Source organism: Roseomonas aeriglobus (assembly GCA_016937575.1).
Taxonomy (GTDB): domain Bacteria; phylum Pseudomonadota; class Alphaproteobacteria; order Sphingomonadales; family Sphingomonadaceae; genus Sphingomonas; species Sphingomonas aerigloba.
Map to the genome: position 1 here is coordinate 764084 of JAFHKN010000002.1, position 26816 is coordinate 790899.

Below are 26816 nucleotides of genomic sequence, written 5' to 3' on the forward strand. Positions count from 1 at the left end.
CGTTCATCGCGCGTTGCCGCGCCGACATTAGTCATGCGCCGATCAACAGGAGAAAGGGTCGAAATGTACAAACTCGCCATCCTCGCCGCCGCCGTGGCAGCGCCGCTGCCGGCCGAGGCGCAGGTGCCGCCACAGCCCGTCGCCATGGTCGACGGGACGATCCTGGACGTGACCGCGGTCGGCAAGACCAGCATGACCCCCGACGTCGCGACGATCCGCGCCGGTGTGGTGACGCAGGCCGCGACTGCGGAAGCGGCGCTTGCCGACAATGCGCAGCGTGTGCAGCGCGTGCTGGCGGCGTTGAAATCGGCCAGGGTCGCCGACCGCGACATCCAGACCTCGACCATCTCGCTTCAGCCGCAATATCGCTACGGCGAGAACGTCCCGCCGGTCATCACCGGCTATCAGGCGTCGAACACCGTATCGGTGCGTTTCCGCGACGTCGCCCGCAGCGGTGCGATTCTGGACGCGCTGGTCAAGGTCGGCGCGAATCAGATCGACGGGCCGAACCTGTCGATCGACAAGCCCGAGGCGGCCGAGGATACCGCCCGCACCGACGCCATCGCCAAGGCTCGCGCCCGGGCGGAGGTCTATGCCCGTGCCGCCGGGCTGCGCGTCGATCGCATCCTGTCGATCACCGAAGGCGGTGGCGGCTACCAGCCGGTCGCGCCGATGCCGGTAATGGCGATGCGGGTGGAAAAGGCCGCCGACACCGCCATCGCGCCGGGCGAGCAGGATGTGACGGTGACGACGACCGTGCGGTTCTTGCTGAAATGAGGTTGGGCGGGGGCGCTGCTACGGGCGACGCTCCCGCCTCCCATTATAAGGTGCTCCGGCAAAGGCCGGAGTCTTGGCAATCGCAGCCTCCCGATCGCCACCTATCCGGCCTTCGCCGGAGCGAATCGATATCTCGCCGGTACGGGAAGGGGGGAGGTCGGTCGTAAGGACGATACGGCTTCGTTCTTGCAATGTTGGATTTGATTTGCTCGTCTACAGACCGGCCGAAAGCCCTGCTCCTTCACTCTGTTGAACTATGGCCACGCTGTCGCGCGTCAGCCCCGCCCGTTCGGGATGGGCAGGTTGGTCAGCCCCCGGCCCGACCTGAACGATGCGGGGCGTCTTTCAGCTGCGACTGGGTCGGGTAGAGCCCCGCCTCATGCGTGACGCTCGCGGAGGGGCCGCACCCGCGAAGGGGGGCAAAAGATGAACCTGGCGGCAAAAGTGACAAAAGTGACGAAGGCTGACGAATTCACTGCGGTATCGCAACTTTTGCCGAGCCATCCTGCAATTGCCAGACAAAGAAAAAGGGCCGCCCGGACGGGCGACCCCTTTAAATCCTCAGTATCGGGTCGAACGCTTAGCGCACCGAACCACGACGGACGAGGTTGACGATCGCGAGCAGCACGATTGCGCCGATCAGCGAATACAGGAAGCTCATCACGGTGATGCCGTTGTTGATGTTGGCACCGGTGACGAAGCCGGCGATGACGGCGCCGACAATACCGACGACGATGTTCAGGAAAATACCCTGCTGCGCATCGGTGCGCATGATGATGCTTGCGAGCCAACCGACCACGCCACCGACGACCAGCCAAATAATGATACCCATGACCAATCCCTCCGTTACATCCGGCCCTTTCCGGACTGTGTGACGGGAAAATGCGGCAGGCCGTGCTTTTGTTCCGGCGGCGTTTCTTTGTTTGTCAAACGGAAACGGCCCGCCTTCCGGGTGGAAGACGGGCCGTTCCTGCGGTTGATGCCAGGGGAAGTCGGCATCGGACCTGGGGGCAAGCGTCAGTATTTCTGCTGACGCTCGTAGAGCGAGCGATAGTGCTGGATGCGGGTCACGCGCAGCCCGGGCATGCCCGATCGGTCGATCGCCCGTTGCCAGCCGGCGAATTCTTCTGCGGTCAGGCCGTAGCGATCGCAAACCTCGTCGATGCTCAGCAGGCCGCCGTTGACCGCGGCGACGACCTCGGCCTTGCGCCGCACGACCCAGCGCGTGGTTTCGGGCGGGGGCAGCGTGTCCAGCGTCAGCGGTTCGCCGAGCGGGCCGATGACCTTCGCGGGCCGGATTTTCTGGTTCTCGATCATTCGTACCTCAAAACCGGAAAGCAGGCCCGTCGCCGGGTGCCGCCTCCCCATTCTTATCCCTGTGTAACGACCGTTAGCGGCCGAGCTTGAACATCCTCTCAAACGCCGCGGTAAATGGCGTCTTCATTCCTCTTTCCACCGCCTTAGCGCCTGTGCCGTCGTGGCACTGAAGCAACCGGCGACGGGCGCCAGCAGCGCGTCGACCGGCCCGGCGCGGTTCAGCGCGACCTGGACCCGTGCCGTCGGGCTGGCCGCCTGCCGGCTCGCCACGCCGACCAGCAGCACGGCGAGCTCCACGGGAAGCGCGCTGACCTGATGGCCATGAAACCGGGCGAAGCTGAGATCCAAGCGCTGTTCCGCATCCACGTGTCGGGGTGAGCGGCGTGTTTGGCGCAAGAAGGCTGAAGGCCGGGTAAACCGTGACGGATTTTGCGCTGGGCCGCGTGTCCCGCTAAGGGACGGCGATCATGTCCCTCGTATCGTTCGACCTTCCCGAGCCGCTGAAGGCGCGCCGCATCGTCGTTGCCATGTCCGGCGGCGTGGATTCCTCCGTCGTCGCCGCGCTCGCCGCGCGCTCGGGGGCGGAGACGATCGGCGTGACGCTGCAGCTCTACGATCACGGCGAGGCGGTCGGTCGCGCCGGGGCCTGCTGCGCGGGCCGCGACATCCGCGACGCGCGCAAGGTCTGCGACGATCTGGGCATCGCGCACTATGTCTTCGACCACGCCTCGTCCTTCCGCGAACAGGTGATCGAGGATTTCGCCGACGAATATCTCGCCGGCCGCACGCCGATCCCCTGCGTGAAGTGCAACATGGGTCCGAAATTCACCGACCTGTTCGCGCTCGCCCGCGATCTCGGCGCCGACTGTCTGGCGACCGGCCATTACGTCCGACGCGTGATGGGGCAGGGCGGGGCCGAGCTCCACCGCGCGCTCGATCCGGCACGCGACCAGAGCTATTTCCTGTTCGCGACCACGCAGGGCCAGCTCGACTATCTCCGCTTTCCGCTGGGCGGCCTGCCGAAAGCGCGGGTGCGCGAAATTGCCGCCGAAATGGGGCTGGGGGTCGCGGGCAAGCCCGACAGCCAGGACATCTGCTTCGTTCCGGAGGGCAATTACGCCGATGTCGTCCGCAAGGTGCGGCCGGGCGCGGATGACGTGGGCGAGATCGTCGACGAAGGCGGCCGCGTGCTCGGTCAGCATCGCGGAATCATCCACTATACGGTCGGCCAGCGTCGCGGGCTCGACATCGGCGGCGGGCATGACCCGCTCTATGTCGTGCGACTCGATGCGGCCAAGAAGCGCGTCGTGGTGGGGCCGAAAGCCGCGCTGGCGGTCGAAGCGGCGCGGCTGGCGAACATCAACTGGCTGGGCGGCGATTTCGCCGGCCCCCTGACGGCAAAGGTCCGCAGCCTCGCCAAGCCGGTCCCGGCGCGTCTGGAGGGCGATCGGCTTGTGTTCGATGCGCCGGAATTCGGCGTGGCTCCAGGGCAGGCGGCTGTGCTTTACGCCGGTGATCGGGTGCTCGGCGGCGGGTGGATCGCGCAGACGGAGCGGGCGCGGGTAGCTGCCTGATTAATTCCTCCCCGAGCTTGTCTCGGGGAGGGGGACCATCGCGCAAGCGATGGTGGAGGGGGTTGCGGCGTCGGGCGCGTGCCGCGCCGCCCCTCCACCGGCTTCGCCGGTCCCCCTCTCCCAGCAAGCTGGGGGAGGAATTTTCTAGAGCAAGAACGTCCCCTCGACTACCGTCACGCAGCCACCACGCAGGACCACCCGGTCACCGGCCAGCTCGCACCCGACATGCCCGCCGCGGGCGCTGGCCTGATAGGCGCCGAACCGGTCGCGCCCGAACTTCGCCGCCCAATAGGGCACCATCACCGCATGCGCCGAGCCGGTCACCGGATCCTCGGGTATGTCGAAGTAATCGGTGAACACGCGGCTGACGACGTCCGCCGTCTCGCCCTGCGCCGCCACGATGAGCACATAGGGACCGAGCGCCTTCACTGCCCGGCCGTCCGGCGCCGCGGCGCGGACGGCGGCTTCGTCCTTCACGACGACCAGGGCATAGCCCTTGTCGTGCCACAGCGTTTCGACCGCCTCGACGCCCAGCGCAGCGACGATCTCCGGCAGGTCCTTCGGCGACGGCGTCCAGGCGGGCAGGGCCATTGCATAGCCATCGCCGTCGCGCGCGACTTCCAGTACCCCGGCCTGGCGGGTCTGGAACCGCACGCGGTCGCGACTTCGGTCGCCGGACAAGACGAAATGCCCGCTCGCCAGCGTCGCGTGGCCACATAGCGCCACTTCCGCTGCCGGCGTGAACCAGCGCAGTTCGAAATCGGGCCCGTCGCCGCCATCGTCATCGCTGCCGGCTACGGCCACCAGAAAGGCGGTTTCGCTAAGGTTGTTTTCGCTCGCGATGCGCTGGAGCACCTCGTCCTCGAGCCAGTGCGTCAGCGGCATCACCGCGGCCGGATTGCCTTCGAAGGGCTTCGCGGCAAAGGCGTCGATCTGGGCGAAGGAAATTCTCATACGCGCTTCCCGAACCAATGGGGGGTGACGTCGGCCTCGACCAAGGGGTTGTCGGTATCGACATGGCCTTCGGGATCGAGGTGGATCAGGACTTCGACCTTGGGATAGGCGCGGCGCAGCGCGCGCTCGACACCCTCGACGATCTCGTGCGCCGACGCGACGGTCAGGTCGCGGCCGACCTCCATATGGAATTGCGCGAAATCATGGCTGCCCGAGCGGCGCGTGCGGAAGTCATGAATGCCGAGAAGACCCGGCTGTCGCGCAGCGACTTCGATGAAGGCCCGTCGTTCTTCCTCCGGCCATTCCTTGTCCATCAGCTGATCGATCGCGTTCGATGACGCCTGGAACGCGCCCCAACCGAGCCACAGCGCGATGGCGATGCCGAACACCGGGTCCGCCCCGGTCAAGCCGGCGAACTGCTCCAGCGCCAGCGCGGCAATGACCGCCAGGTTCAGCAGCACGTCCGACTGATAGTGGACGTTGTCGGCCATGATCGCGACCGACCCGGTCTGGCGGATGATGCGGCGCTGGTACCAGAGCAGCACTGCCGTCGCGGCGATCGCGATGAGGGACACGAGGATGCCGAATTCCGCATCCTCTCCCTGGGTCGGGTTGCTGAACCGTTCGATCGCGCGCCATGCGATGCCGATCGCCGATGCGGTGATCAACCCGACCTGGAACAGCGCGGCCAGCGCCTCCGCCTTGCCGTGACCGAAGCGGTGGTCGTGATCGGCGGGCTCTGCGGCCAGCTTCACACCGTACAGGGTGACGAGACTCGCCAGCAGGTCGAGCCCGGTATCCGCCAGCGAGCCGAGCATCGCGACGGAGCCCGTATGCCACGCGGCAAAACCCTTCAATGCCAGCAGGAACAGCGCCATCGCGACGCTGAACAGCGCCGCACGGATGGCGAGCGGAATGACGCGCCGGCGTTCGCTCTCGGTCACGGGAACAGCAGCCCTTCGCTCCAGCCGCTATCGGTGCGAGTGAAGAGGCGGCGGTGGTGGAGGCGGCCGGGGCGGTCCTCCCACAGCTCGATCACGTCGGGCGCGACGCGGTAGCCGCCCCAGTGCGGGGGGCGGGGAATGTCCTGGCCATCGAAGCGCTGCTCCATCGAGGCGTACCGCGCCTCGAAGGTCGAGCGATCGTCCAGGGGACGCGACTGATCACTTGCCCAGGCACCCAGCTGCGAAGCGCGGCCACGGCTGGCGAAATAGGCGTCCGATTCGGCGTCGGTCACGCGGGTCACGGGCCCTTCGACGCGGACCTGCCGGCGCAGCGATTTCCAGTGGAAGAGCAACGCGGCGTGCACGTTCTCCGCCAGCTCCCCCGCCTTGCGGCTTTCGCGGTTGGTGTAGAACACGAAGCCGCGATCGTCGTGGCCCTTCAGCAGGACCATGCGGACGGAAGGGCGCCCCTGCGCATCGGCGGTGGCGAGCGCCATCGCGTTCGGATCATTGGGTTCGCCTGCCTCGGCCTCACGCAGCCAGGTGTCGAAGATCGAGATGGGATCGTCGGCCATGGGGGGGCATGTAGCGCGTCGGGGCGGGATTCGCGACCCTTCAACGTCGCGCCGCGACGAACCCGCATCGTCGGTCGCTGCGGTGCACCGCCGGTCGTGCCGGTGCGATTCCTGAGATAGCTACTCTATCTCAGGCCGCACGCGTCACTCCACCCAGTCCAGCCCGATGTCGCGATACAGCCCGCGGTCTTCTTCCCACTTCGGGTTGACCTTGACGTGCAGGTACAGGTGCACCGGCACGCCCAGCAGTTCCTTCAGCTGCGCCCGCGCGCGCGCGCCGATCTCCTTGATCCGCGTGCCACCCTTGCCCAACACGATCGCGCGCTGGGTGTCGCGGGCGACCAGGATCTGCTGGTGGATCTCGACCGATCCGTCGTCACGCTCCGAGTAGCGCTCGGTTTCGACCGCACTGTCATAGGGCAGCTCGGCATGGAGCTGCAGATAGAGCTGCTCGCGCGTCACTTCGGCGGCGAGCATGCGATCGGTCACGTCCGCGACCTGATCGTCGGGGAAGTGCCACGGCCCCTCCGGCATCCGCGCTGCAAGCACGGATTTGAGATGCGCGACACCGTCACCGGTCATCGCGCTGACGAAGAACGTCTCCTCGAAATTCGCGAGTTCGTTCAGCCGCTGGGCGTGGATCAGCAGCTTGCCCTTGTCGGCCAGATCGACCTTGTTGAGGATCAGCAGCTTCGGCTCGGGCCGGTCCTTCAGCGACTCGACGATGTCGGTGACCTTGCTGCCGAGCCCGCCCTTGGCGTCGACGACCAGCGCGATGACGTCCGACCCATCGGTCCCGCCCCAGGCTGCCTGCACCATCGCGCGGTCCAACCGGCGCTTGGGTTCGAAAATGCCCGGCGTGTCGACCAGCAGCAATTGGGTGTCGCCCTCGATCGCGATGCCCATCAGTCGGGCCCGGGTGGTCTGCGCCTTCGGGCTGACGATCGCGACCTTCTGCCCGACGAGCGCGTTGACGAGCGTCGACTTACCCGCGTTGGGCGCGCCGACGACGGCGATCAGGCCGCAGGATTGATTGGTGTCGGTCACTCTACAAACTCACTTCTTCAATTCCGCCAGCAGAGCCTTTGCCGCCGCCGTCTCGGCCGCGTGCTTCGAGGTTCCCTCACCGGTCGCTTCCGCCAGCTTCCCGATCGATACCTTGATCGTGAACCGCGGCGCATGGTGCGGTCCCGACCGATCGACGATCGTATATTCCGGCGGGCGGCGGTTATGCGCCGCGGCCCATTCCTGGAGCGCGGACTTGGGATGTTGCGGCGCCTTGCCCTGTCCGTCGATTCGCCCTTCCCACAGACGACGCACAAAGGAACGCGCGGCTTCCGGCCCGAAGTCCAGGAACGCGGCGCCGATCAGCGCCTCCATCACGTCGCCCAAAATATTGTCGCTGGCCGCCGCGCCATCGTCACGCGCCTGCTTGCCGAGCTTCAGATGCGCCGGCACGCCGATTTCCCGCGCGATCTCCGCACACACCGGACCGGTCACCAGCGCGTTCAGTCGCTTCGACAACTGACCTTCCGGCTCCTTCGAGAAGCGGTCGAACAGCCATTCGGCAATCGTCAGGCCGAGCACGCGGTCGCCCAGAAATTCCAGCCGCTCGTAATTCTCCGCGGATTGGCTGCCGTGAGTCAGCGCGCGGACGAAGCGGGCACGGTCCTTGGGCGGTTGCCCGAAGACGCGCGTCAGCCAGGCGTCGAGATCCTCGCTCAGAAGCCTTCTCCGATCCGGTTCCAGCGCGCGGCCGAGAACCAGGTCCACGGCTTCACCCATGACGCATTGCCGTCGGTCGACCAGAAGGTGACGAGCGCCTTACCCTCCAGATTGACCATCGGGACCATGCCGATCGCGCCACCCTCGCTCGCGGGAAAGCGGCTGTCGGCCGATGCGTCGCGGTTGTCGCCCATCAGGAAGACATGGTCGGCGGGCACCGTATAGACCTGCGTATTGTCGGCCTCGGGGAAGTTGCCGCGGTCGAGGACGTTGTACGTCTTACCCCCGGGAAGCGTCTCGCGATATTGCATGTACCGACACACCGGCTGGCCGGCTGCGCTCGCCTGGAATTCGGCGGGGCATTCGGTGTCCGCCGGATAGTTGGGCGTCAGCGGCACGATGAAGTCGGCGACGCGCTGCTTCGGGACCGGCTTGCCGTTCAGGATCAGCTGGCCGGTCACCATCTGGATCGTGTCGCCCGGCAGGCCGATGACGCGCTTGATATAGTCGTCGCGGTCGCCCGGCGGCGCCTTGAACACGACAACGTCGCCGCGGTTCGGCGTCGAGGCAAAGATACGCCCTGGGATCAGGGGCAGCGACCAAGGGAAGCTGTGGCGCGAATAGCCATAGTTCCACTTGGTGATGAACAGATAGTCGCCGATCAACAGCCGCGGCAGCATCGACTGACTGGGGATGCTGAAGGGCGAGAAGAAGAAGCTGCGGAAGATGAACACCACGATCGCCAGCTTGACGAGAAAGCTGACGGTATCGCGCAGTTCGGACTTCGGCTTCGGCGCCGGGGGCGTGCTCGCGGGGGCGGTGGTCGGTTCGGCCATTGCGGCCTCCTGTGACCGAGCGCCTTGCGCGTCAAGCTTTGAGGGTTAGAGGAGCGTCGAACGAACGGGAGGTGCATATGGCGGATTGGTCCAAGGTCGAGGCGCTGAACCCGCCCAAACTCACGCAGTTGTTCGAACAGGACGCGGAGCGCGTCGCCAAATTCTCGGTCGACGTCGGCGGGCTCCATTTCGACTTTTCCAAGACGCACCTCGATGCCGAGGCCGTGGCTGCCTTTGAAGGACTGGCCAAGTCGGCGAACTTCGCCGCCAAGCGCGACGCGCTGTTCGCGGGCGAAAAGGTCAATACGTCGGAAGGGCGCGCCGTTACCCATACCGCGGAGCGTGGCGAAGGTTCGGACGAGGACGTGGCGCAGGCCGCCGCGCTCCACGCCCGGATGCGCGGGCTGATCGACGCGATCGAGGCCGAGGCGCTGGGCCCCATCCGCCACATCCTGCACATCGGCATCGGCGGATCGGCGCTGGGCCCCGACCTGCTGATCGACGCGCTGGGCCGCACGTCGGACCGCTATGACGTCGCGGTCGTGTCGAACATCGACGGCGTCGCGCTGGAGGAAGTGTTCGACGCGTTCGACCCGCACGCGACGCTGGTCGTCCTTGCGTCGAAGACCTTCACGACGACCGAGACGCTGACCAATGCGGAAAGTGCCATCGACTGGATGCAGGACGATGGCGTCGAGGACCCCTATGGTCGCGTGATCGCGCTGACCGCGGCGCCTGACAAGGCGATCCAATGGGGCATCGACGAAACGCGCATCCTGCCCTTCGCCGAATCGGTTGGCGGGCGCTATTCGCTGTGGTCGTCGATCGGTTTTCCGGCGGCGATGGCGCTCGGCTGGGACGCGTTCCAGGAACTGCTGGAAGGCGCGGCCGAAATGGACCGCCACTTCCGCCTGACCGCCGCGCACGAGAATGCGCCGATGCTCGCGGCCTTTGCCGACCTCTATTACGCGCAGGTTCGCAAGTGCCAGACGCGTGCGACCTTCGCCTATGACGAGCGGCTGCGGCTGCTGCCGAGCTACCTCCAGCAGCTGGAGATGGAGTCGAACGGCAAGGGCGTGACCGCCGACGGCGTACCACTTGACCGGCCGTCGTCGCCGATCGTGTGGGGTGGCGTGGGGACGGACGCGCAGCACGCCGTGTTCCAGCTGCTCCACCAGGGCACGAACCTGGTGCCCGTAGAATTCGTCGCGGTGATCGAGGCAGGCGATTCGCTAGCGGCCGAGCATCATGAAGCGTTGCTGCTCAACGCGTTTGCGCAAGGGGCCGCCCTGATGAAGGGCCGCGAGAACGCCGAAGACCCGCAGCGCGCTTATCCGGGCGACCGGCCGTCGTCGACGATCCTGATCGACCAGCTCGACGCCCGCGCACTGGGTGCGCTGATCGCCTTCTACGAACATCGTACCTTCGTCTCTGGGGCGTTGCTCGGGATCAATTCGTTCGACCAGTTCGGGGTCGAGCTGGGCAAGGAAATGGCCAAGGCCGCGGGCGAGAGCGGAGCGGGGTTCGATGCCTCGACGCAGGACCTGATCAAGCGGGCGTTCGGGGAGTAAAGCACCCTCATCCGTCATCGCCGCGGGGGCGGGGATTAATTCTGGCTGGCCTTCGTGAGACTCACGACGTTCAGCGACTATCGATCCCCGCCTACGCGGGGATGACGGATGAGAGGTTGGACCGCGCGGCGAGGTGCGGGCTTTGCAACCTCGCCCCCACCCCCTAAGCCGCACGCCATGACAAACATCCTCGTCACCGGATCGTCGCGCGGGATCGGCGCGGCGACGTCGCAAGCGCTTCGCGATGCTGGCGCCACCGTCGTCGGCCAGTCGACCGGGGGCGACTTCGCCGCCGACTTCGCCATCCCTTCTGCGCCACGCGACCTGTGGGATCGTGCGCTGGAGGCCTTGGGCGGCCGCATCGACGTGCTCGTCAACAATGCCGGCGTGTTCGAGGCAAACCCGCTGGACACCACGGACGAGGATTGGGTGTCGGGCTGGGAACGCACGATGCGGATCAACCTGACCGCCGCGGCCGAGCTCTGCCGCTTCGCCGTCCGGCATTGGCAGGAAACGGGGCAGGGCGGGCGGATCGTCAACGTCGCGAGCCGCGCGGCCTATCGCGGCGACAGCCCGGCGCATTGGCACTATGCCGCTTCCAAGTCCGGTATGGTTGCGATGACCAAGACGATCGCGCGCGCCTATGCCTCGGAAAATATCCTGGCCTTCGCGATCTGCCCCGGCTTCACCATGACCGGCATGGCCGAGGATTATCTGGAAAGCCGCGGTGGGGACAAATTGCTCGCCGACATTCCGCTCGGCCGTGTCGCGATGCCCGACGAGGTGGCGGAAATGGCGCGCTGGCTGGCACTCGATGCCCCGCCGTCGATGACCGGCGCGGTGCTCGACGTGAACGGAGCCTCCTATGTCCGCTGATGCGCCAGTTCCTGCCGAAGCAATCGACAGCTGGAAGACCAGCCTGCCGTGCACCCGCGCGGAGGCCGAGGCGATCGACGCCGCCGACGATCTGGCGATCGACGCCGTGCTGATGACGACCGAAGAGGTCGAGGACGACCGCGAGCGCTGGCGCCTCGATGCCTATAGCGAACACCGCCCCGACGACGCGATGATCGCCCAGTTGCGCGCGCTGGTGCCGAGTGCCGCCGCGGTCGATCCGGTGATCGAGCCGCTGACCGCGCAGGACTGGGTCGCGATGAGCCAGGAGGGGCTGGAGCCGATCGTCGAGGGGCGCTTCGTCGTCCACACCGCCGCGCATGACGTACCCGCCCCACACGGTGGCCGGGCGTTTCGGATCGATGCGGGGCGGGCGTTCGGTACCGGGCATCACGCGACGACCAGCGGGTGCCTGGCGATGCTCGACCGGCTGGACGGGCAGCGTTTCGCCAAGATCATCGATATCGGCACCGGCACCGGCCTGCTCGCCTTCGCGGCCACGCATCTGTGGCCCGACGCGCGGATCGTCGCGACCGATATCGATCCCGCCGCGATCGACGTGACGCGTGAGAATGCGGCGCTGAACGAGGTCGCTGGGCTGGAACTGATCGTCGCCGACGGGGCCTTGAGCGACGCGATCACGGCGGCGGCGCCCTACGACCTGCTGATCGCGAACATCATCGCCGGCCCTCTGGTGTCGATGGCGCCGGAGGTTGCCGCCATCGCCGCGCCGAATGCGACGATCGTGCTGGCCGGGCTGCTGGAGACGCAGCGCGCGGCGGTGGTCGCGGCGTTCGAAGCGTGCGGCTGTACGCTGGGCGAAGTCGACCGCCGCGGCGACTGGACGATCCTGCGGCTGACGGCGGGGGCGGAGCGCTATGTCCCGACGACGCCGCCCGACCCGAAGGGCCGGGATGGTTGGGCGCTGGATATTTGAGGACGAACTCTCCCCTGAAGGGGAGGGGAGATTTAGAAGCCGCCTCGACCAGCTCATCGACCAGTTCGCGGAGAACTAAGGATAAGGCGGCTCAATCCACCCGCGCGGCCGCCATTTCATAGGCGATCGCTTCCGACCGCGATGCCGCGCGCCTGTCCTTCAACACTGCAATCGACGCCCCTGGGGCACGCGCCCGCGCCGAAGCCGTTACCCGGTACGTCCACGGCGCTGCGGTGAATTCATAGGCTTCCTGGCCAGCCGGCGCCGCGATCGACCGGCCGCCGCGAACCTCGACCGTGGGGGTGCTCGACGTCCCCGCCTCGCCGCCCTCGGTCACGCGGCCGGGTTTGTCATAGTCGAAGCTGCGGTAGGTATAGCTGCCGTCCGCTTCTCGCGTGACGATCGCCGATCGTTTCGCGGTCACGACCAGCAATCGCGCCCGAGGCAGCCAGCGGCAGCGCGTCTCACGGCTGCCGATCCGTATGCTCGACAGGGTCGGCAGAGTCGTCGCCTCTGCCGTGCCGAGCATGCCCGGATTGATCGAACGCACGGCGCCGATCGCTTTGCCTTCGCTCACGATGTCGCGCCAGATCGAGCCGGCACCGGCGTCTTCATTTCCCAGCGCGATCGTCTGTGTCGTGACGCGCATGCCGGGCGTTTCGTAGGTCCACAATCCGGTCGCCGATACCGCTGCGACCTGCGATCCGTCCGCGCTGTCGCAGAGGTAGAGGATCGGCGTCCACCCGCCGGTCCCGGCCACGAAGGCAGCGGCCTTGTCCGCACGTGGCGACGGTGGCGCCACGTCGAGCGGTGTGGCGGCTGGCGAAGGAACGGTTGCAGTCGCCGGGGTCGGTTCCGCAACAGTGTCCGCCTGAAGCTCTGCGTCTGCCACTGCGTTCGCGGTTCTGGACGTCCCGCCACACCCGGTCAGGATCGTCGCCAGCGCCAGGCTCGCCAGCACTCTGATCGTCATGGGCTCACCTCGTCCGCCGGTTCAAACAGGCAACGTCGCGCCAGAAGCGGGAGTTCCGCGACCGGTTGTCGCTGCCGGCGGCACAGGATAACGCGGCTGCGATGACGGCCGGCGATGCCCCGATCCTGTTCCTCGATTCCGGTGTCGGCGGGCTGTCGGTGCTGGCGCCGACCCGCGAGCTGCTGCCGTCGGCGCCGGTCGTCTACGTCGCCGACAACGCCGGCTATCCCTATGGCACCAAGAGCGAGGGCGAGATCGCCGCGCGCGTGCCGGCGCTGCTCGGGCGCCTGTCCGAACGTTATCGCCCGCGACTGATCGTCATCGCCTGCAATACCGCCTCGACGATCGCGCTGGGCGCCGTTCGCGCCGCGCTCGACGTTCCGGTCGTCGGCACGGTCCCAGCCATCAAGCCGGCCGCCGAGGCGAGCAGGACGCGGGTCATCGGCGTGCTGGGGACGAAGGCGACCGTGCGGCAGCCCTATGTCGACGATCTCGCCGCCCGCTTCGCCGCCGACTGCACCGTATTGCGCCACGGGTCGGCAGATCTCGTCGCGCTGGCGGAGGCCAAGCTCGCCGGGGCAGCGCCCGACCTCGATGCTTACCGCGCGGTGATGGCCGGACTGATCGACCAGGCTGGCGGCGACCGCGTCGACGTCGTCGTCAACGCGTGCACGCATTTTCCGCTGGTGGTGGACGAACTGGCGAGCGTTTCACCGCCGCGGGTGCGCTTCGTCGACGGCGGACCCGGCATCGCGCGGCGAGTCGCCTATCTGACAGCGGGGCAGAATTGGCCGGCGGGGAACGCTACGGGCCGGGCTGTATTCACGCGAGCGGACGACGCCGCCCTGGCGCTCGGCCCCGCGCTTGCGCGCTTTGGCCTCACGCAGATCGAAGCGCTATAGCGCGATCGGCTGCGGCGCGAGCAGTGCTTCGTAGCGTTCGGCCATTTCGAGGTGAACTCGGCGGGCGACGCTATCGGTCGTGCGCTGGGCCGCGGCGCGCTCCTGCGCTGCGCGGTGCGAATAATAGTCTGTCTTGGGACGTTGCTCGGTCGTCATGGCGAGGCTCCAGTCTAGCAAACGAAAGCGTTCCAACTACCTCCGATCGTCGACATGCTGGGTGCGGAAGCCAACGATAACGCGAACATAGCATATACCGGAGGCATCGTTTTTGATCTCGCGCAATGGCCTCGGTCTAGCTGGAATCGATCACGCTGATCGTCGCATCGCCGCTGGCGGTCGGCGTCCTTTTTCGCTAGGGGCCGGACATGACCGGTGAGGGCACTTCCGCGCGCGCTGTCGATTACTCGCGCGTCTTCAGTCAGGCGATCGACCGCCTCCATGCCGAGGGGCGCTACCGCGTCTTCATCGACATCCTGCGCAACAAGGGGCATTTCCCCAACGCGCGCTGCTTTGCCGGGCATAATGGCCCGAAGCCGATCACCGTCTGGTGTTCGAACGATTACCTCGCGATGGGCCAGCATCCGAAGGTGATCGCGGCGATGGAAGAGGCGCTGCACGATGTCGGCGCCGGTTCGGGTGGCACCCGCAACATCGGCGGCAACACGCATTATCACGTCGACCTGGAAGCCGAACTCGCCGACCTGCATGGCAAGGAAGGCGCGCTGCTGTTCACGAGCGGATACGTCTCGAACGAAGCGACGCTGGCGACGTTGGCGAAGGTCCTGCCGGGCTGCATCATCTATTCCGACGAGCTCAATCACGCCTCGATGATCGCGGGCATCCGCAATTCGGGCTGCGAGAAGCGTGTGTGGCGGCACAACGACCTGGCCCACCTCGAGGAATTGCTGGCCGCCGACGACCCCTCCGTGCCGAAGCTGATCGCGTTCGAGAGCGTCTATTCGATGGACGGCGATGTCGCCCCGCTCCACGCGATCTGCGACCTGGCTGATAAGTATAACGCGCTGACCTACCTCGACGAAGTTCATGCGGTCGGTATGTATGGCGCGCGGGGCGGCGGTATCTCGGAGCGGGACGACGCAGCCAGCCGCATCACCGTGATCGAGGGGACGCTCGGCAAGGCGTTCGGCGTGATGGGCGGCTATATCGCGGCCGACCGCACGATCATCGACGTGATCCGCAGCTACGCGCCCGGCTTCATCTTCACCACCAGCCTGTCGCCGGTGCTGGTGGCGGGCGTGCTGGCGAGCGTGCGCCACCTGAAGAACTCGAGCGTCGAGCGCGACGGGCAACAGGCGGCGGCCGCCAAGCTGAAGTTGCTGTTCGAGGATGCCGGCCTGCCGGTGCTGCCGACGACGACGCATATCGTGCCGCTGATGGTCGGCGATCCGGTCAAGGCCAAGCGGATCAGCGATATCCTGCTCGCCGAATACGGCGTCTACGTTCAGCCGATCAACTACCCGACCGTGCCGCGTGGCACCGAACGCCTGCGCTTCACGCCGGGCCCGGCCCATGACGAGGCGATGATGGTCGAGCTGACGCAAGCGCTGGTCGAGATCTGGGGCCGGCTTGAGATGCGTCGAGCCGCCTGATCCTGGCCTGGCGGCTGCTGCGATCCGACATCGACAGGTCAAGAATGTAAGTAAATATTGCTGCCGCACGCATGATGCATCCCATTCGAAGTCCGGTCGTTCCTGCTGCGGAACGATGGACAGGATCGAGGAATGGAGCTGCTGACCGAAGCCTTTCTGGGCAAGCCGATCTGGATGTGGGTGGGCTTCCTGGGTGTGGTGATCGCGCTGCTCGTCTTCGACCTGGGCGTGTTGAACCGCAAGGATCACGAAATCGGCGTGAAGGAGAGCCTCAGGCTCTCCGCCTTCTACATCATCTTCGGCCTGCTCTTCGGCGGCGGTATCTGGTGGTGGATGGGGCAGGAGGCGGGTGTCGCCTATCTGACCGGCTTCGTTGTCGAAAAGACGCTGGCGATGGACAACATCTTCGTCATCGCGATGATCTTTTCGTACCTGGGCGTACCGCGCGAGTATCAGCACCGCGTGCTGTTCTGGGGCATCCTGGGCGTCATCGTGCTGCGCGCGATCATGATTGCGGCCGGCGCTGCGCTGGTCGAACGGTTCGAATGGGTACTCTACGTCTTCGCCGCCTTCCTGATCGTCACTGGCATCCGCCTGCTGTTGACCGTCGGAAAGCAAGCGTCGGTCGGCGACAACGTGGTGCTGAAGTTCGTGCAGCGACACTTGCCGGTCACCAACAGAATCGAGGGCGATCACTTCCTCGTCCGTGAGCCTGATCCGGTTACCGGCAAGATGAAGACGTGGCTGACCCCGCTTGCGGTCGCGTTGATCCTGATCGAAGCGGCGGACATCGTCTTTGCGGTCGATTCGGTGCCGGCGATCTTCACGATCACGACCGATCCCTACATCGTCTACACGTCCAATATCTTCGCCATTCTCGGCCTGCGCGCGCTCTATTTCGCGCTGGCAGCGGCGATCCATCGCTTCCACTATCTGAAATACGCGATGGCCGCGGTGCTGATCTTCATCGGGTCGAAGATTTTCGCAGCCGACGCGCTGGGCATCGCCAAAATCCCGCCGCTCATCTCGCTGTCGGTGACGCTGGGTATCCTGGGCGCCGGGATCCTGTGGTCGCTGTATTCGACGCGGGGTCAGCCGGACAAGGTCGCCGGCTGACCCTTATGTCGCCGCGTCAGGCGACAGCCGCCGCGACCGCGCGCGCCAGAGGACGGCGACGTCGTTGTACGTGCCGTTCTCGCCGCTGCCGGTCTTGTCGCCGACCCGCCAGCGGCGCGGCACACCGGCGCGCAGCCGGGTCGCGCCGGTCGTATTTGCGACCAGCCAGCCGGTCAGCTTCGCCCGTGCCGCCGGCGACAGGGTTTGCCCGAACAGCATCGCGCGCATCGTGCCGAGCATCGCGAGCGGCGTCGTCGTATCTCGCGCATCGCCGTGAATGGCGGTGTTGAGCTCAGGCTCGTGACGGTCCAGCCGAGTCGTCCGGTCGCCCAGTCGCGCGACGAAGGCGTTGAAGCCGTCGACCCCGCCGATCAGCGGCAGCAGTAGATTTGCGGCGGCATTGTCGCTGAGCGTCATCGTCGCCGCGCACAGCTGGTCGATGGTCATCGTGCCGCCCTTGTGCTTCTCGACTCCCGGCGAATTGCCGACCAGCGGACCCGCGGGATCGGTATGGTGCGGTCCAGCCGGAGCCGGCCGGCATCGACCGCCGCCAATACCGCGCCGCTCAAAGGAAATTTGAACGTGCTGCACATCGCGAAGCGTTCGTCGCCGCGGTGGTCGAACCGCGCGCCGGTGGCCAGATCGACTACGCCGACACCCAACCGCCCGCCCGATCGCCGCTCCGCCGCGCCGATCGCATCCGCCAGCGTCGGTCCACCGAACGCCGATGTCGGTAGGGCAAAGGCGAGCTTCGGCGCTACTGCGGCCGCCGCCATGCCCGTGCCGATCGTCGTCAGGAAAGTCCGTCGTTCCATGCCAGGCTCCAAAATTGATGCCGGCAAGGTGCGGGCTGGCGGCTTGGCGCACAATCGATCATATCTCGGCTGAGCCACTAGAAAAATTGGGGTGTCGGATGGATCGGGCGCAACTGCCGCTCAATGCCCTGCGCGCGTTCGAGTCCTCGGCGCGGCACCTGAGCTTTACGCGTGCCGGACTGGAATTATGCGTCGGTCAGGCAGCGGTCAGCCACCAGGTCAACCGGCTGGAGGCAGTGCTGGGCGTGCGTCTGTTCCGTCGCCTGCCGCGCGGATTGGCGCTGACCGACGAAGGCGCGGCGCTGGTTCCGGTGCTGGCCGATGGGTTCGACCGGATCACGGCGGTCCTGGAACGCTACCAGGGTGGTCGGATGCGTGAGCCGCTGGCGCTGAGCGTGGTCGGCACCTTTGCGACCGGATGGCTGCTGCCCCGCCTGCCGGACTTCGCGGCGGCGCATTCCTTTGTCGACGTGCGCCTGCGAACGAACAATAACCGCGTCGACCTGGCGGGCGAAGGGCTGGATTACGCGATCCGCTTCGGCGACGGTGCGTGGCACGGCGCCGAGGCCGATGCGCTGATGGCGGCGCCACTCACGCCGATGGCGGCGCCCCTGCTTGCCGAGCATCTGTCCGTGGCGGCGGATCTGGGGCGCCAGACCCTGCTGCGCTCCTACCGCGCCGACGAATGGCCGCGCTGGTTCGACGCGGCCGGCGCGGTTCCGCCACCGCTGACCGGGCCGATCTTCGATTCGTCGGTGACGATGGCCGCCGCGGCGATGGCGGGGGCAGGCGTCGCGCTGCTGCCCGCGGCGATGTTCGGCGACGCGCTCAACGCCGGCACCTTGATTGCACCATTCGATATCGCGATTGATACCGGCCGCTATTGGCTGACCCGCCTTAAGACCCGCGTGCCGACGCCGGCGATGACGGCATTTCGGGCGTGGTTGCTGGAAGCGGCCTGAGCGCATCGGGGCGGGGCGGGGAGGCGCGCAGGCCCGCCCTAATATTGAACGACAGGCTGTCCGATAAGCGCGCCGGCCAGAATCGTCACCGCGCCGAGCCCAAGGGACAGGGGAACCCTGAGTGCCATCCAGCCGGCTGGTGCCATGCCGCGGCGTACCAGCCAGCGGTCGACCGGCAGCGTCAGCATCAGCGCGACACCGATCGCGACGAGTGACCAGCCTGAGCCCTGCGATATCATGACGCCAGCGCCCAGCGCCATCGCAGCCAGGCTCGGGACGACGGCGATGGCGGCAAGCGCTGCCTGATGAGTCGGCGTTCGCATGGCGAAACCCCACCAGATTCCGCCGAGAAAACTTAGGATCAGCAGCGCATAGCCGACGCTGACGATCGCCGCGCCGGGTTCGCCCAAGGCAATAAGAATCGTGGCGGCGACAGCCGGCGCCAGTCCTGCGAAACCCAGCGCGCGGGCGACCCCGCCCACGCGCGGCTCAGTCACGGCAATATCCCTCGCCTGGCTTGACGGTCAGGCAGTCCTTCTTGCCCGCCAGCCACTTCAGGCCCGTCGCGTCGCCGTCGCTCGGGACGGCGGTTTCCGCGACACCATTGCGCATGAAGCGCAGACCCTCGGCCGTCACCGATCCGTCGAACGTGCCGGCCATGTCGTCGTCCAGGCCCCAGCGCATGTCCATCGTGACACCGCCGCCCCGCTTCGCCGCGACGGTCAGAATCATGCCCTCGACCCCGACCCAGCGGCCCAGATAGTCGCGCTCCAGCTTTGCCGTATCGGCCGGGTTGACCGCGGTATTGCCGACCGCCGCATTGGCCTCGGCGGCGGTCATCGCCTCTTCCTCGGTCGCAGCGCCTTCGGACGGCATCACTTCCTCGACCGTGTTCTCCGCCACTGCGCCGGATTGCGTCTCGTTTGCCGGCTGCGACGAACAGCCCGCGAGCAGCACGGACAGGGCGAGAGCGATCGGGGCGGCAGGCTTCATGTCGCGGGCTCCATTGATGCAGGGCAAGAACCCGGGCGACGTTCGGAGGGTTCCGCCGCCCGGGTTCCGACACCGATGCCTTACGGCATCAGCACGCTGTCGATGACGTGAACAACGCCGTTCGACTGCATGACGTTGGCGGTGGTAATCATCGCATGACCGCCCTTGGCATCCATGACGTGCCAGCCCTTGCCCGCTTTCATGAAGCGCAGTTCGCCGCCATTGACCGTCTTGAACGTTGCGGTGCCGCCATGCGCTGCGGCGGCTTTCGCAATATCGTTCGCGGTGATGCGGCCCGGCACCACGTGATAGGTGAGGATCGACGTCAGTTGCGCCTTGTTTTCGGGCTTCACCAGCGTGTCGACCGTGCCGGCCGGCAGCTTGGCGAAAGCGGCGTTGGTCGGCGCGAAGACGGTGAAGGGGCCAGGGCCCGACAGCGTGTCGACCAGGCCGGCGGCCTTTACCGCGGTCACCAGCGTGCTGAGGTTCGGCGCGGCAGACGCGTTCTCGACGATCGTCTTGTTCGCCGACATCGGCGCGCCGCCCACGGTCGGATTGCGAGCCATGTTCTGCGCCGCCAGCGGTGCCGCGGTCATCGCCAGCGCGGCACCGGCCATCAGGCCGCGCATCAGGGTCTTGGTCATCCTGTCACTCCTAGAAATGATTGATCTGCCCCTTGCTCGAAATCAAATACGTCGCGGATCGGGCAATGGATGCATCCGCGGCTGGCTTTCGTACGCTGGCGGCGTTAGGAGCCCGCGCGAGCCCACCGAAACCCTTCGCAAGGATTCGAAGTCGCTACCATGCGCATCGCCATCGCCGCGGATCATGCCGCGTTCGCCCTGAAGCAGACGTTGGCCGCCTGGCTGCGCGAGGGGGGGCATGACGTGCTCGACCTCGGTCCCGACAGCGACGCGCGGGTCGACTACCCCGACTTCGGCTACAAGATCGCCCGCGCGATCCGCGACGGCGATGCGGATCGCGGTGTCGCGCTGTGCGGGTCGGGCATCGGCATCTCGATCGCGGTCAATCGCGAGCCCGCCTGCCGCTGCGCGCTGGTGTCGGAGCCTCTGTCCGCCGCTCTTTCGCGCAAGCATAACGACGCGAATGTGATTGCGCTCGGCGCGCGGCTGGTCGGCGTCGAAATGGCGCAGGCCTGCATCGCCACTTTCCTGTCGACCGACTTCGAAGGCGACCGTCACGTCGGTCGTGTCGCCAAACTCACCAATCCCTCTCTCGCTGGAGACGCCGCATGAGCACGAACCCCGCCGCTGCCAATGATGTGCAGCCAGATGGTTTCTTCACCCGCAGCCTGGCCGAAGCTGACCCGGCGGTCTTCGCGGGCGTCCAGCACGAACTGACCCGCGAGCAGACTCAGATCGAGCTGATCGCGTCCGAGAACATCGTCTCTCAGGCGGTGCTTGAGGCTCAAGGGTCGGTGTTCACCAACAAATACGCCGAAGGCTATCCGGGCAAGCGCTATTACCAGGGCTGCCACCCGTCGGACGAAGTCGAGCAGTTGGCGATCGATCGCGCCAAGCAGCTGTTCGACTGCGGGTACGTCAACGTTCAGCCGCATTCGGGCGCGCAGGCGAACGGTGCGGTGATGCTCGCGCTCACCAAGCCGGGCGACACCATACTCGGCCTCAGCCTCGATGCCGGCGGCCATCTGACGCACGGCGCGCGCGCGGCGATGAGCGGCAAGTGGTTCAACGCCGTCCAGTACGGCGTGACGCCCGACACCCACCTGATCGACTATGACGCGGTCGAACGTCTCGCGATCGAGCACAAGCCGACCCTCATCATCACCGGCGGCTCGGCCTATCCGCGCCAGATCGACTTCGAACGCTTCCGCGCCATCGCCGACAAGGTGGGTGCGAAGCTGATGGTCGACATGGCGCACTTCGCGGGCATCGTCGCCGGCGGCCTCCACCCGTCGCCGCTGCCGTTCGCCGACGTCGTGACGACGACGACGCACAAGACGTTGCGCGGCCCCCGTGGCGGCATGGTGCTGACCAACGACGAAGCCATCGCCAAGAAGATCAATTCGGCGGTGTTCCCGGGGCTGCAGGGTGGCCCGCTGATGCACGTCATCGCCGCCAAGGCGGTTGCGTTCGGCGAAGCGCTGCAGCCCGAATACAAGGGCTATATCGCCGCGGTCGTGGAAAACGCGAAGGTGCTGGCGGCGACGCTCAAGGAACGCGGTGCGAACCTCGTTTCGGGTGGCACCGACACGCACCTCGCGCTCGTCGACCTCACACCGCTCGGCATCACCGGCAAGGACGCGGACGAAGCGCTCGAGCGCGCCGGCATCACCTGCAACAAGAACGGCATCCCCAACGATCCGCTGCCGCCGATGAAGACCAGCGGCATCCGCGTCGGATCGCCCGCCGGCACCACCCGCGGGTTCGGCACCGCCGAGTTCCGCGAGATCGGCAACATGGTCGCCGACGTCCTGGACGGTTTGAAGTCGGCCGGCGAAGCCGGGGACCCTAAGGTCGAGGCGGACGTTCAGGCTCGTGTGCGTGCCCTGTGCGCGCGGTTCCCGATCTATCAAGGATAAGCCCGACATGTCGCAGCTCGACGAAGTCCAGTCCAACATCAAGAACACGCCGGGCCTCGGCAAGAGCATGGCGAAATGGGGTGCGCTCGGCGCCGTGGTCGCGATCCCGGTGCCGTTCGTTGGTCCGATCATCGGCGCGCTCGCCGGCGCCGGCTATGCGTATATGAAGCGCAACAAGTAAGGTATTGAATGCGCTGTCCCTTTTGTGCCCATGAAAACAGCCAGGTAAAGGATAGCCGCCCCAGCGAAGACGGGGCGGCCATCCGCCGCCGCCGCCAGTGCGAGGCCTGCGGCGCACGCTTCACGACCTTCGAACGCATCCAGCTGCGCGACCTTACGGTCGTGAAGAGCGAAAATCGCCGCGAGCCGTTCGAACGCGACAAGCTGATTCGCTCGGTTTCGGTCGCGTGCCGCAAGCGGCCGATCGAGGGCAATCGGATCGAACAGCTGGTCAGCGGCATCCAGCGGCAGCTGGAGACGAGCGGGGAAGCGGAAGTGACCTCGACTCGCATCGGCGAGCTGGTGATGGACGGGCTGAAGGCGCTCGACTCGGTCGCCTACATTCGCTTCGCGAGCGTATATAAGGACTTCACCGAAGCCCGCGATTTCGAGGCGTTTGCCGGGAGCGTTGAGGAAGCGGGCCGGGGGTAGGGGCTTGTCGAGACGGCCTGCGCGGCGATAGGCGCCATTGTCATGACGCTTATTCCGCCGCCCGCCATCGTCCTCGTTCGCCCGCAACTGGGCGAGAACATTGGCAAAGCGGCCCGCGCCATGCTCAATTTCGAGCTGACCGACATGCGCCTCGTCGCCCCGCGCGACGGCTGGCCGAACCCGCAGGCCGGGCCGGCGGCGTCGGGCGCGGACGTCGTGCTCGCCAACGCCCGGGTCTTCGACACCGTCGCCGACGCGGTCGCGGACTGCGCCCACGTATATGCGACGACCGTCAGAAAGCGGGGCGTGACCAAGCCCGTCGTAACCCCGGAAGTCGCGGCGCGCGAAATCCACGCGGGCCCCGGCGCCTCGGCGATCCTGTTCGGGCCGGAGCGCTCGGGCCTCGAAACCGATGACGTTGCGCTCGCCCGCACGATCGTCACCGTGCCGATCAACCCGGAGTTCGGCAGCCTCAATCTCGCGCAGGCAGTGATTCTGGTGGCCTATGAATGGTCGAAGGGCGAAAGCCTGGAAAGTCCGCCCGCGGTCGATCTCGACCCGCCTGCCCCGCAGGAAGAATGGGAGGGCATGTTCGGCCAACTGGATGAAATGCTGGGCGCGTCCGGCTTCTACTTTCCGCCCGACCGCGTGCCCGCCACGCGTCGAACGCTCCGCAGTCTACTGACCAAGCCCGGCTGGTCGAGCCAGGAACTCCGGACGTTGCGCGGTGTATTGTCGGCGCTGGAGGGAAAGAAGCGCCCGCGCGAATAACCTCGGAACGCCGAAGATCGATCGCGATCCGTTCTTGCAATCCTGTCGAATTCTGGAATGATCCTCCTGATACAAGAGGATGGACGTGATGATTGCCGTCGTAATGTTGTTGCTCGCGTCTCCGGCCCAGGTGGCGGACAAGCCTGAAGCACCGAAGAAGGAAAAGATGATCTGCAAACGCGATCATCTTGGAACAGGATCTCGGCTGGGCCAGAGCCGGACGTGCAAGACCGCTTCGCAGTGGCAGATCTATAATCGGGACATCGATCCGAACAATCGGATGGTCGATTCGCTCGGGATGCGCGGCAGCGGAGTGGGGCCTAGCTCCATCGATTTGCCGCGCATGCCCTGAACCCGATACTGCCGCGTTCACACGGACTTGACCGCGCGGCTTGCGCCAGCTAGGCGCGCCGCTTCGCAATGGCCCCACACCCCGGTGAAGTGGTGGCCCGCGCCTGCCTTGGCAGGCTCGGCGGAGACCGGGACCAACGTCATAACGATTGCAAGGAATTTACGATGTCGAAGCGCGCCAGCGCCAAGTACAAGCTCGACCGCCGGATGGGCGAGAACATCTGGGGTCGCCCGAAGAGCCCGGTCAACAAGCGCGAATATGGCCCCGGCCAGCATGGTCAGCGCCGCAAGGGCAAGATGTCGGACTTCGGCATCCAGCTGCGCGCCAAGCAGAAGCTCAAGGGCTATTACGGCGACGTCACCGAAAAGCAGTTCCGCGCCTGCTATCAGGAAGCGGCCCGCATGAAGGGTGATACGGGTCAGAACCTGATCGGGCTGCTCGAGCAGCGGCTGGACATGATCGTCTATCGCGCGAAGTTCGCGCCGACGATCTTCGCGGCCCGCCAGCTGGTCAGCCATGGCCACATCCGCGTCAACGGCGTGAAGTGCAACGTCGCGTCGCGCCGCGTCTTCCCGGGCCAGGAAATCACCCTGGGTTCGAAGGCGCAGGAAATGGCGCTGGTGCTTGAAGCGCAGGGCCTCGCCGAGCGTGAAGTGCCGGAATATGTCGCGCAGGACGGCAATGCGAAGGTGACCTTCACGCGCGTGCCGACGCTCGACGAAGTGCCGTATCCGGTGAAGATGGAACCGAATCTGGTCGTCGAATTCTATTCGCGCTAAGCGAAGCATGACCGGGTGGGCGTGCCCACCTCGTCAAGAAAAGGGGCGGTCCCAGTCGGGATCGCCCCTTTTTCATTGGTGACGCGCCAGCGCAATCGCGACCTGCGCTATAGTTTCAGAGCCTTGCGCAGGAACGCATCCGACTGGCTCAGCAGCCGGGTGCGGGCGCTCGCATCGTCGAGATAATGATCCAGTCCGTCGAATTCGACATAATCGACCACCGCGTTCGCGTCGCGCAGCCGGTCCGCCATCAGACGCGACTGCGCATTGCCGACATTGGTGTCGCGCGTGCCGTGGAACATCAGGACCGGGGCCTTGATCGTTGCAGCATTGCGTGCGGGCGATCCTTCGCGAATATGCGCGCCCGTGCCGATAAAGGTATCGACCATCGCAAAGGACGTGTAGCCGCGGGCTTCCTCGCGTAGTCGGTCAAGGTCGGTCACCGGGGCGATCGCGACGATTGCCTTGAACAGGTTGGCATCGAGAGCGGCCGATTGCAGCGCGGCATATCCGCCGTAGGACCAGCCGATGATCGCCAGTTTCGCTGGATCGACACCTTGCGCGATCAGCCACTTCCCCCCGTCGTTGACGTCGCCGACGGCCGTTCGCCACGACTGGAATCCGTTCTTCTGGAACCAGGCGTCACCATAGCCGGACGATCCGCGGAAATTCGGCTGCAACACAGCGTAGCCGCGGTTTGCGTAGAATTGCGACAGCCAGTCGAATCCCCACTCGTCGCGCGCGCCCGGTCCGCCATGCGGCATCACGATCGCCGGCAAGCCGCGTGCGCTGGTCGCGCCGGGCGGAAGAGTAAGATAGCCCGGGATCGGCGTTCCATCCGCGGCCGGGTAGCGCACCGCCTGCACCGGGGAGAGCGTCAATTTGCCCAGGGGCGGACGAACCGCAGCGATTTCCTCCAGGCGCTTGGCTGATCTGTCATACAGATAGTAACGGCCGGGATCGACGTCGCTCCCGGAAAAGACGAGCAGCTTCGTGCCGTCTGCGGTTGAATCCACGACGTTCAACATGCTCCCTTTAAGCGAGCGGCCGAGCGTCGCGCGCATCGCTGCGACGGCCGAATCGAAGAGTTCCGCGGTGCGGCGGTCGGTGACGTAGCTGGCTCCGACCACGCGCTGATGCCGACCGAGCCGGATGAGGCCGTCGATATCAACCTGGTCGTGGGCAAGGACGAGGTCTTTGCGCAGAGACCCATCCAGCGCGACCTTGAAAAGCGCCTGGCGGCCGTTCTGCTTCTCGAACCCATAGACGACATTCAGGTCGCGATCGACGGCATAGGGGTTGAAGCCCGTCTGCGTCGTGACGTCGAACTCGCTCAGGCGGCTCCAGTCGCGGCTACCGGGTTTGCGATACTGATAAAGGATTTTCGCGCTGGCATAGCCCCCCACGTCGGGTCCGCGCAGGCCCATGATCCGGACGGTTCCGTATCCGTCGCTGAGATACTCGACCGCATCCTGACGAGGTTGTTCGACGATGCGCCGGTTCAGGGAGACAGTGTCGACCAGCTCGACACCCAGTCCGCGGCGAGTTTCGGCCAATCGCGTGCCGGTCGACATGTCCGGCACGAACTCGCGGGTGATCAGCGCACTGCCATTGGCGGCGTCGTTACCCCAATCGATCAGCGTGCCGCCATGCTGGCGCACGCCAAGCGCGCGGTCGCTGTCCGGCGTCGTCACCATTTTCAGGTCGGTGCCATCGGCATTCAGTGCGATCAGGCGATTGAACGAGAGATATTGGCCACCGACGTCTTGTCGAAACGCGAGCGAACAGATGAGCCGGGTCTGGCTGGACCAATCGCAGCGCGACAGCCGATCGGGATCGCCACTTGCGCGAGTCAGCGTTTTGGGCGGTCCGCCGGCAACCAAGTCGCCGACCATCAGCAGCGAACTTCGTCCCGGGCCGGCAACGATGAGGGCGACCTTACTACCGTCCGGCGACAGGCTGACGCTTTGCAGGTTCTCGCGTGCGCCGAATACAGCCGCCGCGTCGTCATCGGACAAGCGCGTACCTGATTGCGCGAGCGCAGTGGAGGTCATGAGCGCGATCGAGACGACACCAGCCGCCCATGTCCGTCGCCGGCCTTTCTTTGTCATTAAGTTACTCCGCTTACTTTCCGTTAGGATGCTAGCGGCCGGTTCCTGATCGGCCAATGCCTTGACTGAGCCAATTTGGTTCGATGCAACGCCCCGTGCCCAACGCGGATGGAC

Annotated in this window: 33 protein-coding genes; 16 read left to right on the plus strand and 17 right to left on the minus strand. The window is 66.2% G+C overall.

Translation table 11 applies throughout. The features are described 5' to 3' along the window. Positions 1–63 precede the first annotated feature (63 nt). The gene (locus JW805_04130; GenBank protein MBN2971200.1) at positions 64–777 is read left to right on the plus strand and encodes an SIMPL domain-containing protein; all 714 of its coding nucleotides are present in this window, start codon (positions 64–66) and stop codon (positions 775–777) included. Positions 778–1357: 580 nt separating this feature from the next. Here JW805_04130 and JW805_04135 read toward each other — a convergent pair. From JW805_04135 to JW805_04145, 3 genes are all read right to left on the minus strand, one after another. Beyond that, positions 1358–1609 (minus strand): GlsB/YeaQ/YmgE family stress response membrane protein, encoded by a 252-nt coding sequence (locus JW805_04135; GenBank protein MBN2971201.1) that lies wholly within the window; start codon positions 1607–1609, stop codon positions 1358–1360. Positions 1610–1794: 185 nt separating this feature from the next. Beyond that, on the minus strand, positions 1795–2094 hold the full coding sequence (locus JW805_04140) for a DUF1153 domain-containing protein (protein ID MBN2971202.1): 300 nt from the start codon (positions 2092–2094) through the stop codon (positions 1795–1797). Between the two features lie 123 nt (positions 2095–2217). Next, the gene (locus JW805_04145; GenBank protein ID MBN2971203.1) at positions 2218–2442 is read right to left on the minus strand and encodes a hypothetical protein; all 225 of its coding nucleotides are present in this window, start codon (positions 2440–2442) and stop codon (positions 2218–2220) included. 119 nt (positions 2443–2561) lie between these two features. Between JW805_04145 and mnmA the strand changes: the two genes are divergently transcribed. After that, entirely contained in the window at positions 2562–3668 is a 1107-nt protein-coding gene (gene mnmA, locus JW805_04150; protein ID MBN2971204.1) for a tRNA 2-thiouridine(34) synthase MnmA, read from the plus strand. A 144-nt stretch (positions 3669–3812) separates the two neighbouring features. On the opposite strand, the gene JW805_04155 is transcribed toward mnmA, so the two are convergent. The 6 genes from JW805_04155 to lepB all read right to left on the minus strand — a co-directional run bounded on the left by JW805_04155 (position 3813) and on the right by lepB (position 8702). Continuing rightward, entirely contained in the window at positions 3813–4622 is an 810-nt protein-coding gene (locus JW805_04155; GenBank protein MBN2971205.1) for a PhzF family phenazine biosynthesis protein, read from the minus strand. Further along, positions 4619–5566 (minus strand): cation diffusion facilitator family transporter, encoded by a 948-nt coding sequence (locus JW805_04160; GenBank protein ID MBN2971206.1) that lies wholly within the window; start codon positions 5564–5566, stop codon positions 4619–4621. Before JW805_04160 ends, JW805_04155 begins: the two co-directional genes overlap by 4 nt. Further along, on the minus strand, positions 5563–6141 hold the full coding sequence (gene pdxH, locus JW805_04165) for a pyridoxamine 5'-phosphate oxidase (protein ID MBN2971207.1): 579 nt from the start codon (positions 6139–6141) through the stop codon (positions 5563–5565). Before pdxH ends, JW805_04160 begins: the two co-directional genes overlap by 4 nt. A 144-nt stretch (positions 6142–6285) precedes the next feature. Continuing rightward, positions 6286–7188: a GTPase Era gene (era, locus tag JW805_04170; GenBank protein MBN2971208.1), complete on the minus strand. Its 903-nt coding sequence runs from the start codon at positions 7186–7188 to the stop codon at positions 6286–6288. A 9-nt stretch (positions 7189–7197) separates the two neighbouring features. After that, positions 7198–7908, minus strand: a complete 711-nt coding sequence (rnc, locus tag JW805_04175; protein MBN2971209.1) for a ribonuclease III — start codon at positions 7906–7908, stop codon at positions 7198–7200. Further along, on the minus strand, positions 7863–8702 hold the full coding sequence (gene lepB, locus JW805_04180; GenBank protein MBN2971210.1) for a signal peptidase I: 840 nt from the start codon (positions 8700–8702) through the stop codon (positions 7863–7865). Before lepB ends, rnc begins: the two co-directional genes overlap by 46 nt. A gap of 77 nt (positions 8703–8779) precedes the next feature. On the opposite strand from lepB, the gene pgi reads away from it, so the two are divergent. The 3 genes from pgi (at position 8780) to JW805_04195 (ending at position 12104) form a co-directional block, all read left to right on the plus strand. Continuing rightward, positions 8780–10273 (plus strand): glucose-6-phosphate isomerase, encoded by a 1494-nt coding sequence (gene pgi / locus JW805_04185; protein ID MBN2971211.1) that lies wholly within the window; start codon positions 8780–8782, stop codon positions 10271–10273. A gap of 177 nt (positions 10274–10450) precedes the next feature. Continuing rightward, positions 10451–11149, plus strand: coding sequence for an SDR family oxidoreductase (locus JW805_04190; GenBank protein MBN2971212.1), 699 nt, complete (start codon positions 10451–10453; stop codon positions 11147–11149). Continuing rightward, on the plus strand, positions 11139–12104 hold the full coding sequence (locus JW805_04195) for a 50S ribosomal protein L11 methyltransferase (GenBank protein ID MBN2971213.1): 966 nt from the start codon (positions 11139–11141) through the stop codon (positions 12102–12104). Before JW805_04190 ends, JW805_04195 begins: the two co-directional genes overlap by 11 nt. A 91-nt stretch (positions 12105–12195) precedes the next feature. Here the strand turns inward: JW805_04195 and JW805_04200 are convergent, their stop codons facing one another. After that, positions 12196–13077 (minus strand): hypothetical protein, encoded by an 882-nt coding sequence (locus JW805_04200; protein ID MBN2971214.1) that lies wholly within the window; start codon positions 13075–13077, stop codon positions 12196–12198. Between the two features lie 101 nt (positions 13078–13178). Between JW805_04200 and JW805_04205 the strand changes: the two genes are divergently transcribed. Next, positions 13179–13979 (plus strand): glutamate racemase, encoded by an 801-nt coding sequence (locus tag JW805_04205; GenBank protein ID MBN2971215.1) that lies wholly within the window; start codon positions 13179–13181, stop codon positions 13977–13979. On the opposite strand, the gene JW805_04210 is transcribed toward JW805_04205, so the two are convergent. Further along, positions 13974–14135, minus strand: coding sequence for a hypothetical protein (locus tag JW805_04210; protein ID MBN2971216.1), 162 nt, complete (start codon positions 14133–14135; stop codon positions 13974–13976). The two genes, JW805_04205 and JW805_04210, sit on opposite strands and share 6 nt — an antisense overlap. 209 nt (positions 14136–14344) lie before the next feature. Here JW805_04210 and hemA point away from each other — a divergent pair, with 209 nt between their 5' ends. Together hemA and JW805_04220 are read left to right on the plus strand one after the other, a co-directional pair. After that, the gene (gene hemA / locus JW805_04215; protein MBN2971217.1) at positions 14345–15589 is read left to right on the plus strand and encodes a 5-aminolevulinate synthase; all 1245 of its coding nucleotides are present in this window, start codon (positions 14345–14347) and stop codon (positions 15587–15589) included. 132 nt (positions 15590–15721) lie between these two features. Beyond that, positions 15722–16705, plus strand: coding sequence for a TerC family protein (locus tag JW805_04220; protein ID MBN2971218.1), 984 nt, complete (start codon positions 15722–15724; stop codon positions 16703–16705). A gap of 3 nt (positions 16706–16708) precedes the next feature. On the opposite strand, the gene JW805_04225 is transcribed toward JW805_04220, so the two are convergent. Together JW805_04225 and JW805_04230 are read right to left on the minus strand one after the other, a co-directional pair. Then, positions 16709–17152, minus strand: coding sequence for a serine hydrolase (locus JW805_04225; GenBank protein MBN2971219.1), 444 nt, complete (start codon positions 17150–17152; stop codon positions 16709–16711). Next, positions 17149–17520, minus strand: a complete 372-nt coding sequence (locus JW805_04230) for a serine hydrolase (protein MBN2971220.1) — start codon at positions 17518–17520, stop codon at positions 17149–17151. The genes JW805_04225 and JW805_04230 overlap by 4 nt, the downstream gene beginning before the upstream one ends. 98 nt (positions 17521–17618) lie before the next feature. Between JW805_04230 and JW805_04235 the strand changes: the two genes are divergently transcribed. After that, a complete protein-coding gene (locus JW805_04235) occupies positions 17619–18482 on the plus strand; it encodes a LysR family transcriptional regulator (GenBank protein ID MBN2971221.1) in 864 nt (287 codons plus the stop codon). A gap of 38 nt (positions 18483–18520) precedes the next feature. Here JW805_04235 and JW805_04240 read toward each other — a convergent pair whose 3' ends face one another. From JW805_04240 to JW805_04250, 3 genes are all read right to left on the minus strand, one after another. Beyond that, positions 18521–18979: a DUF3429 domain-containing protein gene (locus JW805_04240; GenBank protein MBN2971222.1), complete on the minus strand. Its 459-nt coding sequence runs from the start codon at positions 18977–18979 to the stop codon at positions 18521–18523. Further along, positions 18972–19475 (minus strand): hypothetical protein, encoded by a 504-nt coding sequence (locus tag JW805_04245; protein ID MBN2971223.1) that lies wholly within the window; start codon positions 19473–19475, stop codon positions 18972–18974. Before JW805_04245 ends, JW805_04240 begins: the two co-directional genes overlap by 8 nt. Positions 19476–19555: 80 nt before the next feature. Next, complete coding sequence (locus JW805_04250) at positions 19556–20092, minus strand: fasciclin domain-containing protein (GenBank protein ID MBN2971224.1); 537 nt, start codon at positions 20090–20092, stop codon at positions 19556–19558. A gap of 186 nt (positions 20093–20278) precedes the next feature. On the opposite strand from JW805_04250, the gene rpiB reads away from it, so the two are divergent. From rpiB to rpsD, 7 genes are all read left to right on the plus strand, one after another. After that, positions 20279–20731 (plus strand): ribose 5-phosphate isomerase B, encoded by a 453-nt coding sequence (gene rpiB, locus JW805_04255; protein MBN2971225.1) that lies wholly within the window; start codon positions 20279–20281, stop codon positions 20729–20731. After that, complete coding sequence (locus JW805_04260) at positions 20728–22038, plus strand: serine hydroxymethyltransferase (protein ID MBN2971226.1); 1311 nt, start codon at positions 20728–20730, stop codon at positions 22036–22038. The genes rpiB and JW805_04260 overlap by 4 nt, the downstream gene beginning before the upstream one ends. Positions 22039–22045: 7 nt before the next feature. After that, positions 22046–22219 carry a hypothetical protein gene (locus JW805_04265; protein MBN2971227.1) on the plus strand — a complete coding sequence of 58 codons (174 nt, stop codon included), beginning with the start codon at positions 22046–22048 and terminating at the stop codon, positions 22217–22219. A gap of 8 nt (positions 22220–22227) precedes the next feature. After that, entirely contained in the window at positions 22228–22689 is a 462-nt protein-coding gene (nrdR, locus tag JW805_04270) for a transcriptional repressor NrdR (protein ID MBN2971228.1), read from the plus strand. Positions 22690–22731: 42 nt separating this feature from the next. Further along, positions 22732–23460, plus strand: a complete 729-nt coding sequence (locus tag JW805_04275) for an RNA methyltransferase (GenBank protein MBN2971229.1) — start codon at positions 22732–22734, stop codon at positions 23458–23460. 85 nt (positions 23461–23545) lie between these two features. Further along, complete coding sequence (locus JW805_04280) at positions 23546–23812, plus strand: hypothetical protein (protein ID MBN2971230.1); 267 nt, start codon at positions 23546–23548, stop codon at positions 23810–23812. 164 nt (positions 23813–23976) lie between these two features. After that, positions 23977–24591, plus strand: coding sequence for a 30S ribosomal protein S4 (rpsD, locus tag JW805_04285; protein MBN2971231.1), 615 nt, complete (start codon positions 23977–23979; stop codon positions 24589–24591). Positions 24592–24698: 107 nt separating this feature from the next. On the opposite strand, the gene JW805_04290 is transcribed toward rpsD, so the two are convergent. Next, on the minus strand, positions 24699–26702 hold the full coding sequence (locus JW805_04290; GenBank protein MBN2971232.1) for an alpha/beta fold hydrolase: 2004 nt from the start codon (positions 26700–26702) through the stop codon (positions 24699–24701). Between the last annotated feature and the right edge of the window lie 114 nt (positions 26703–26816).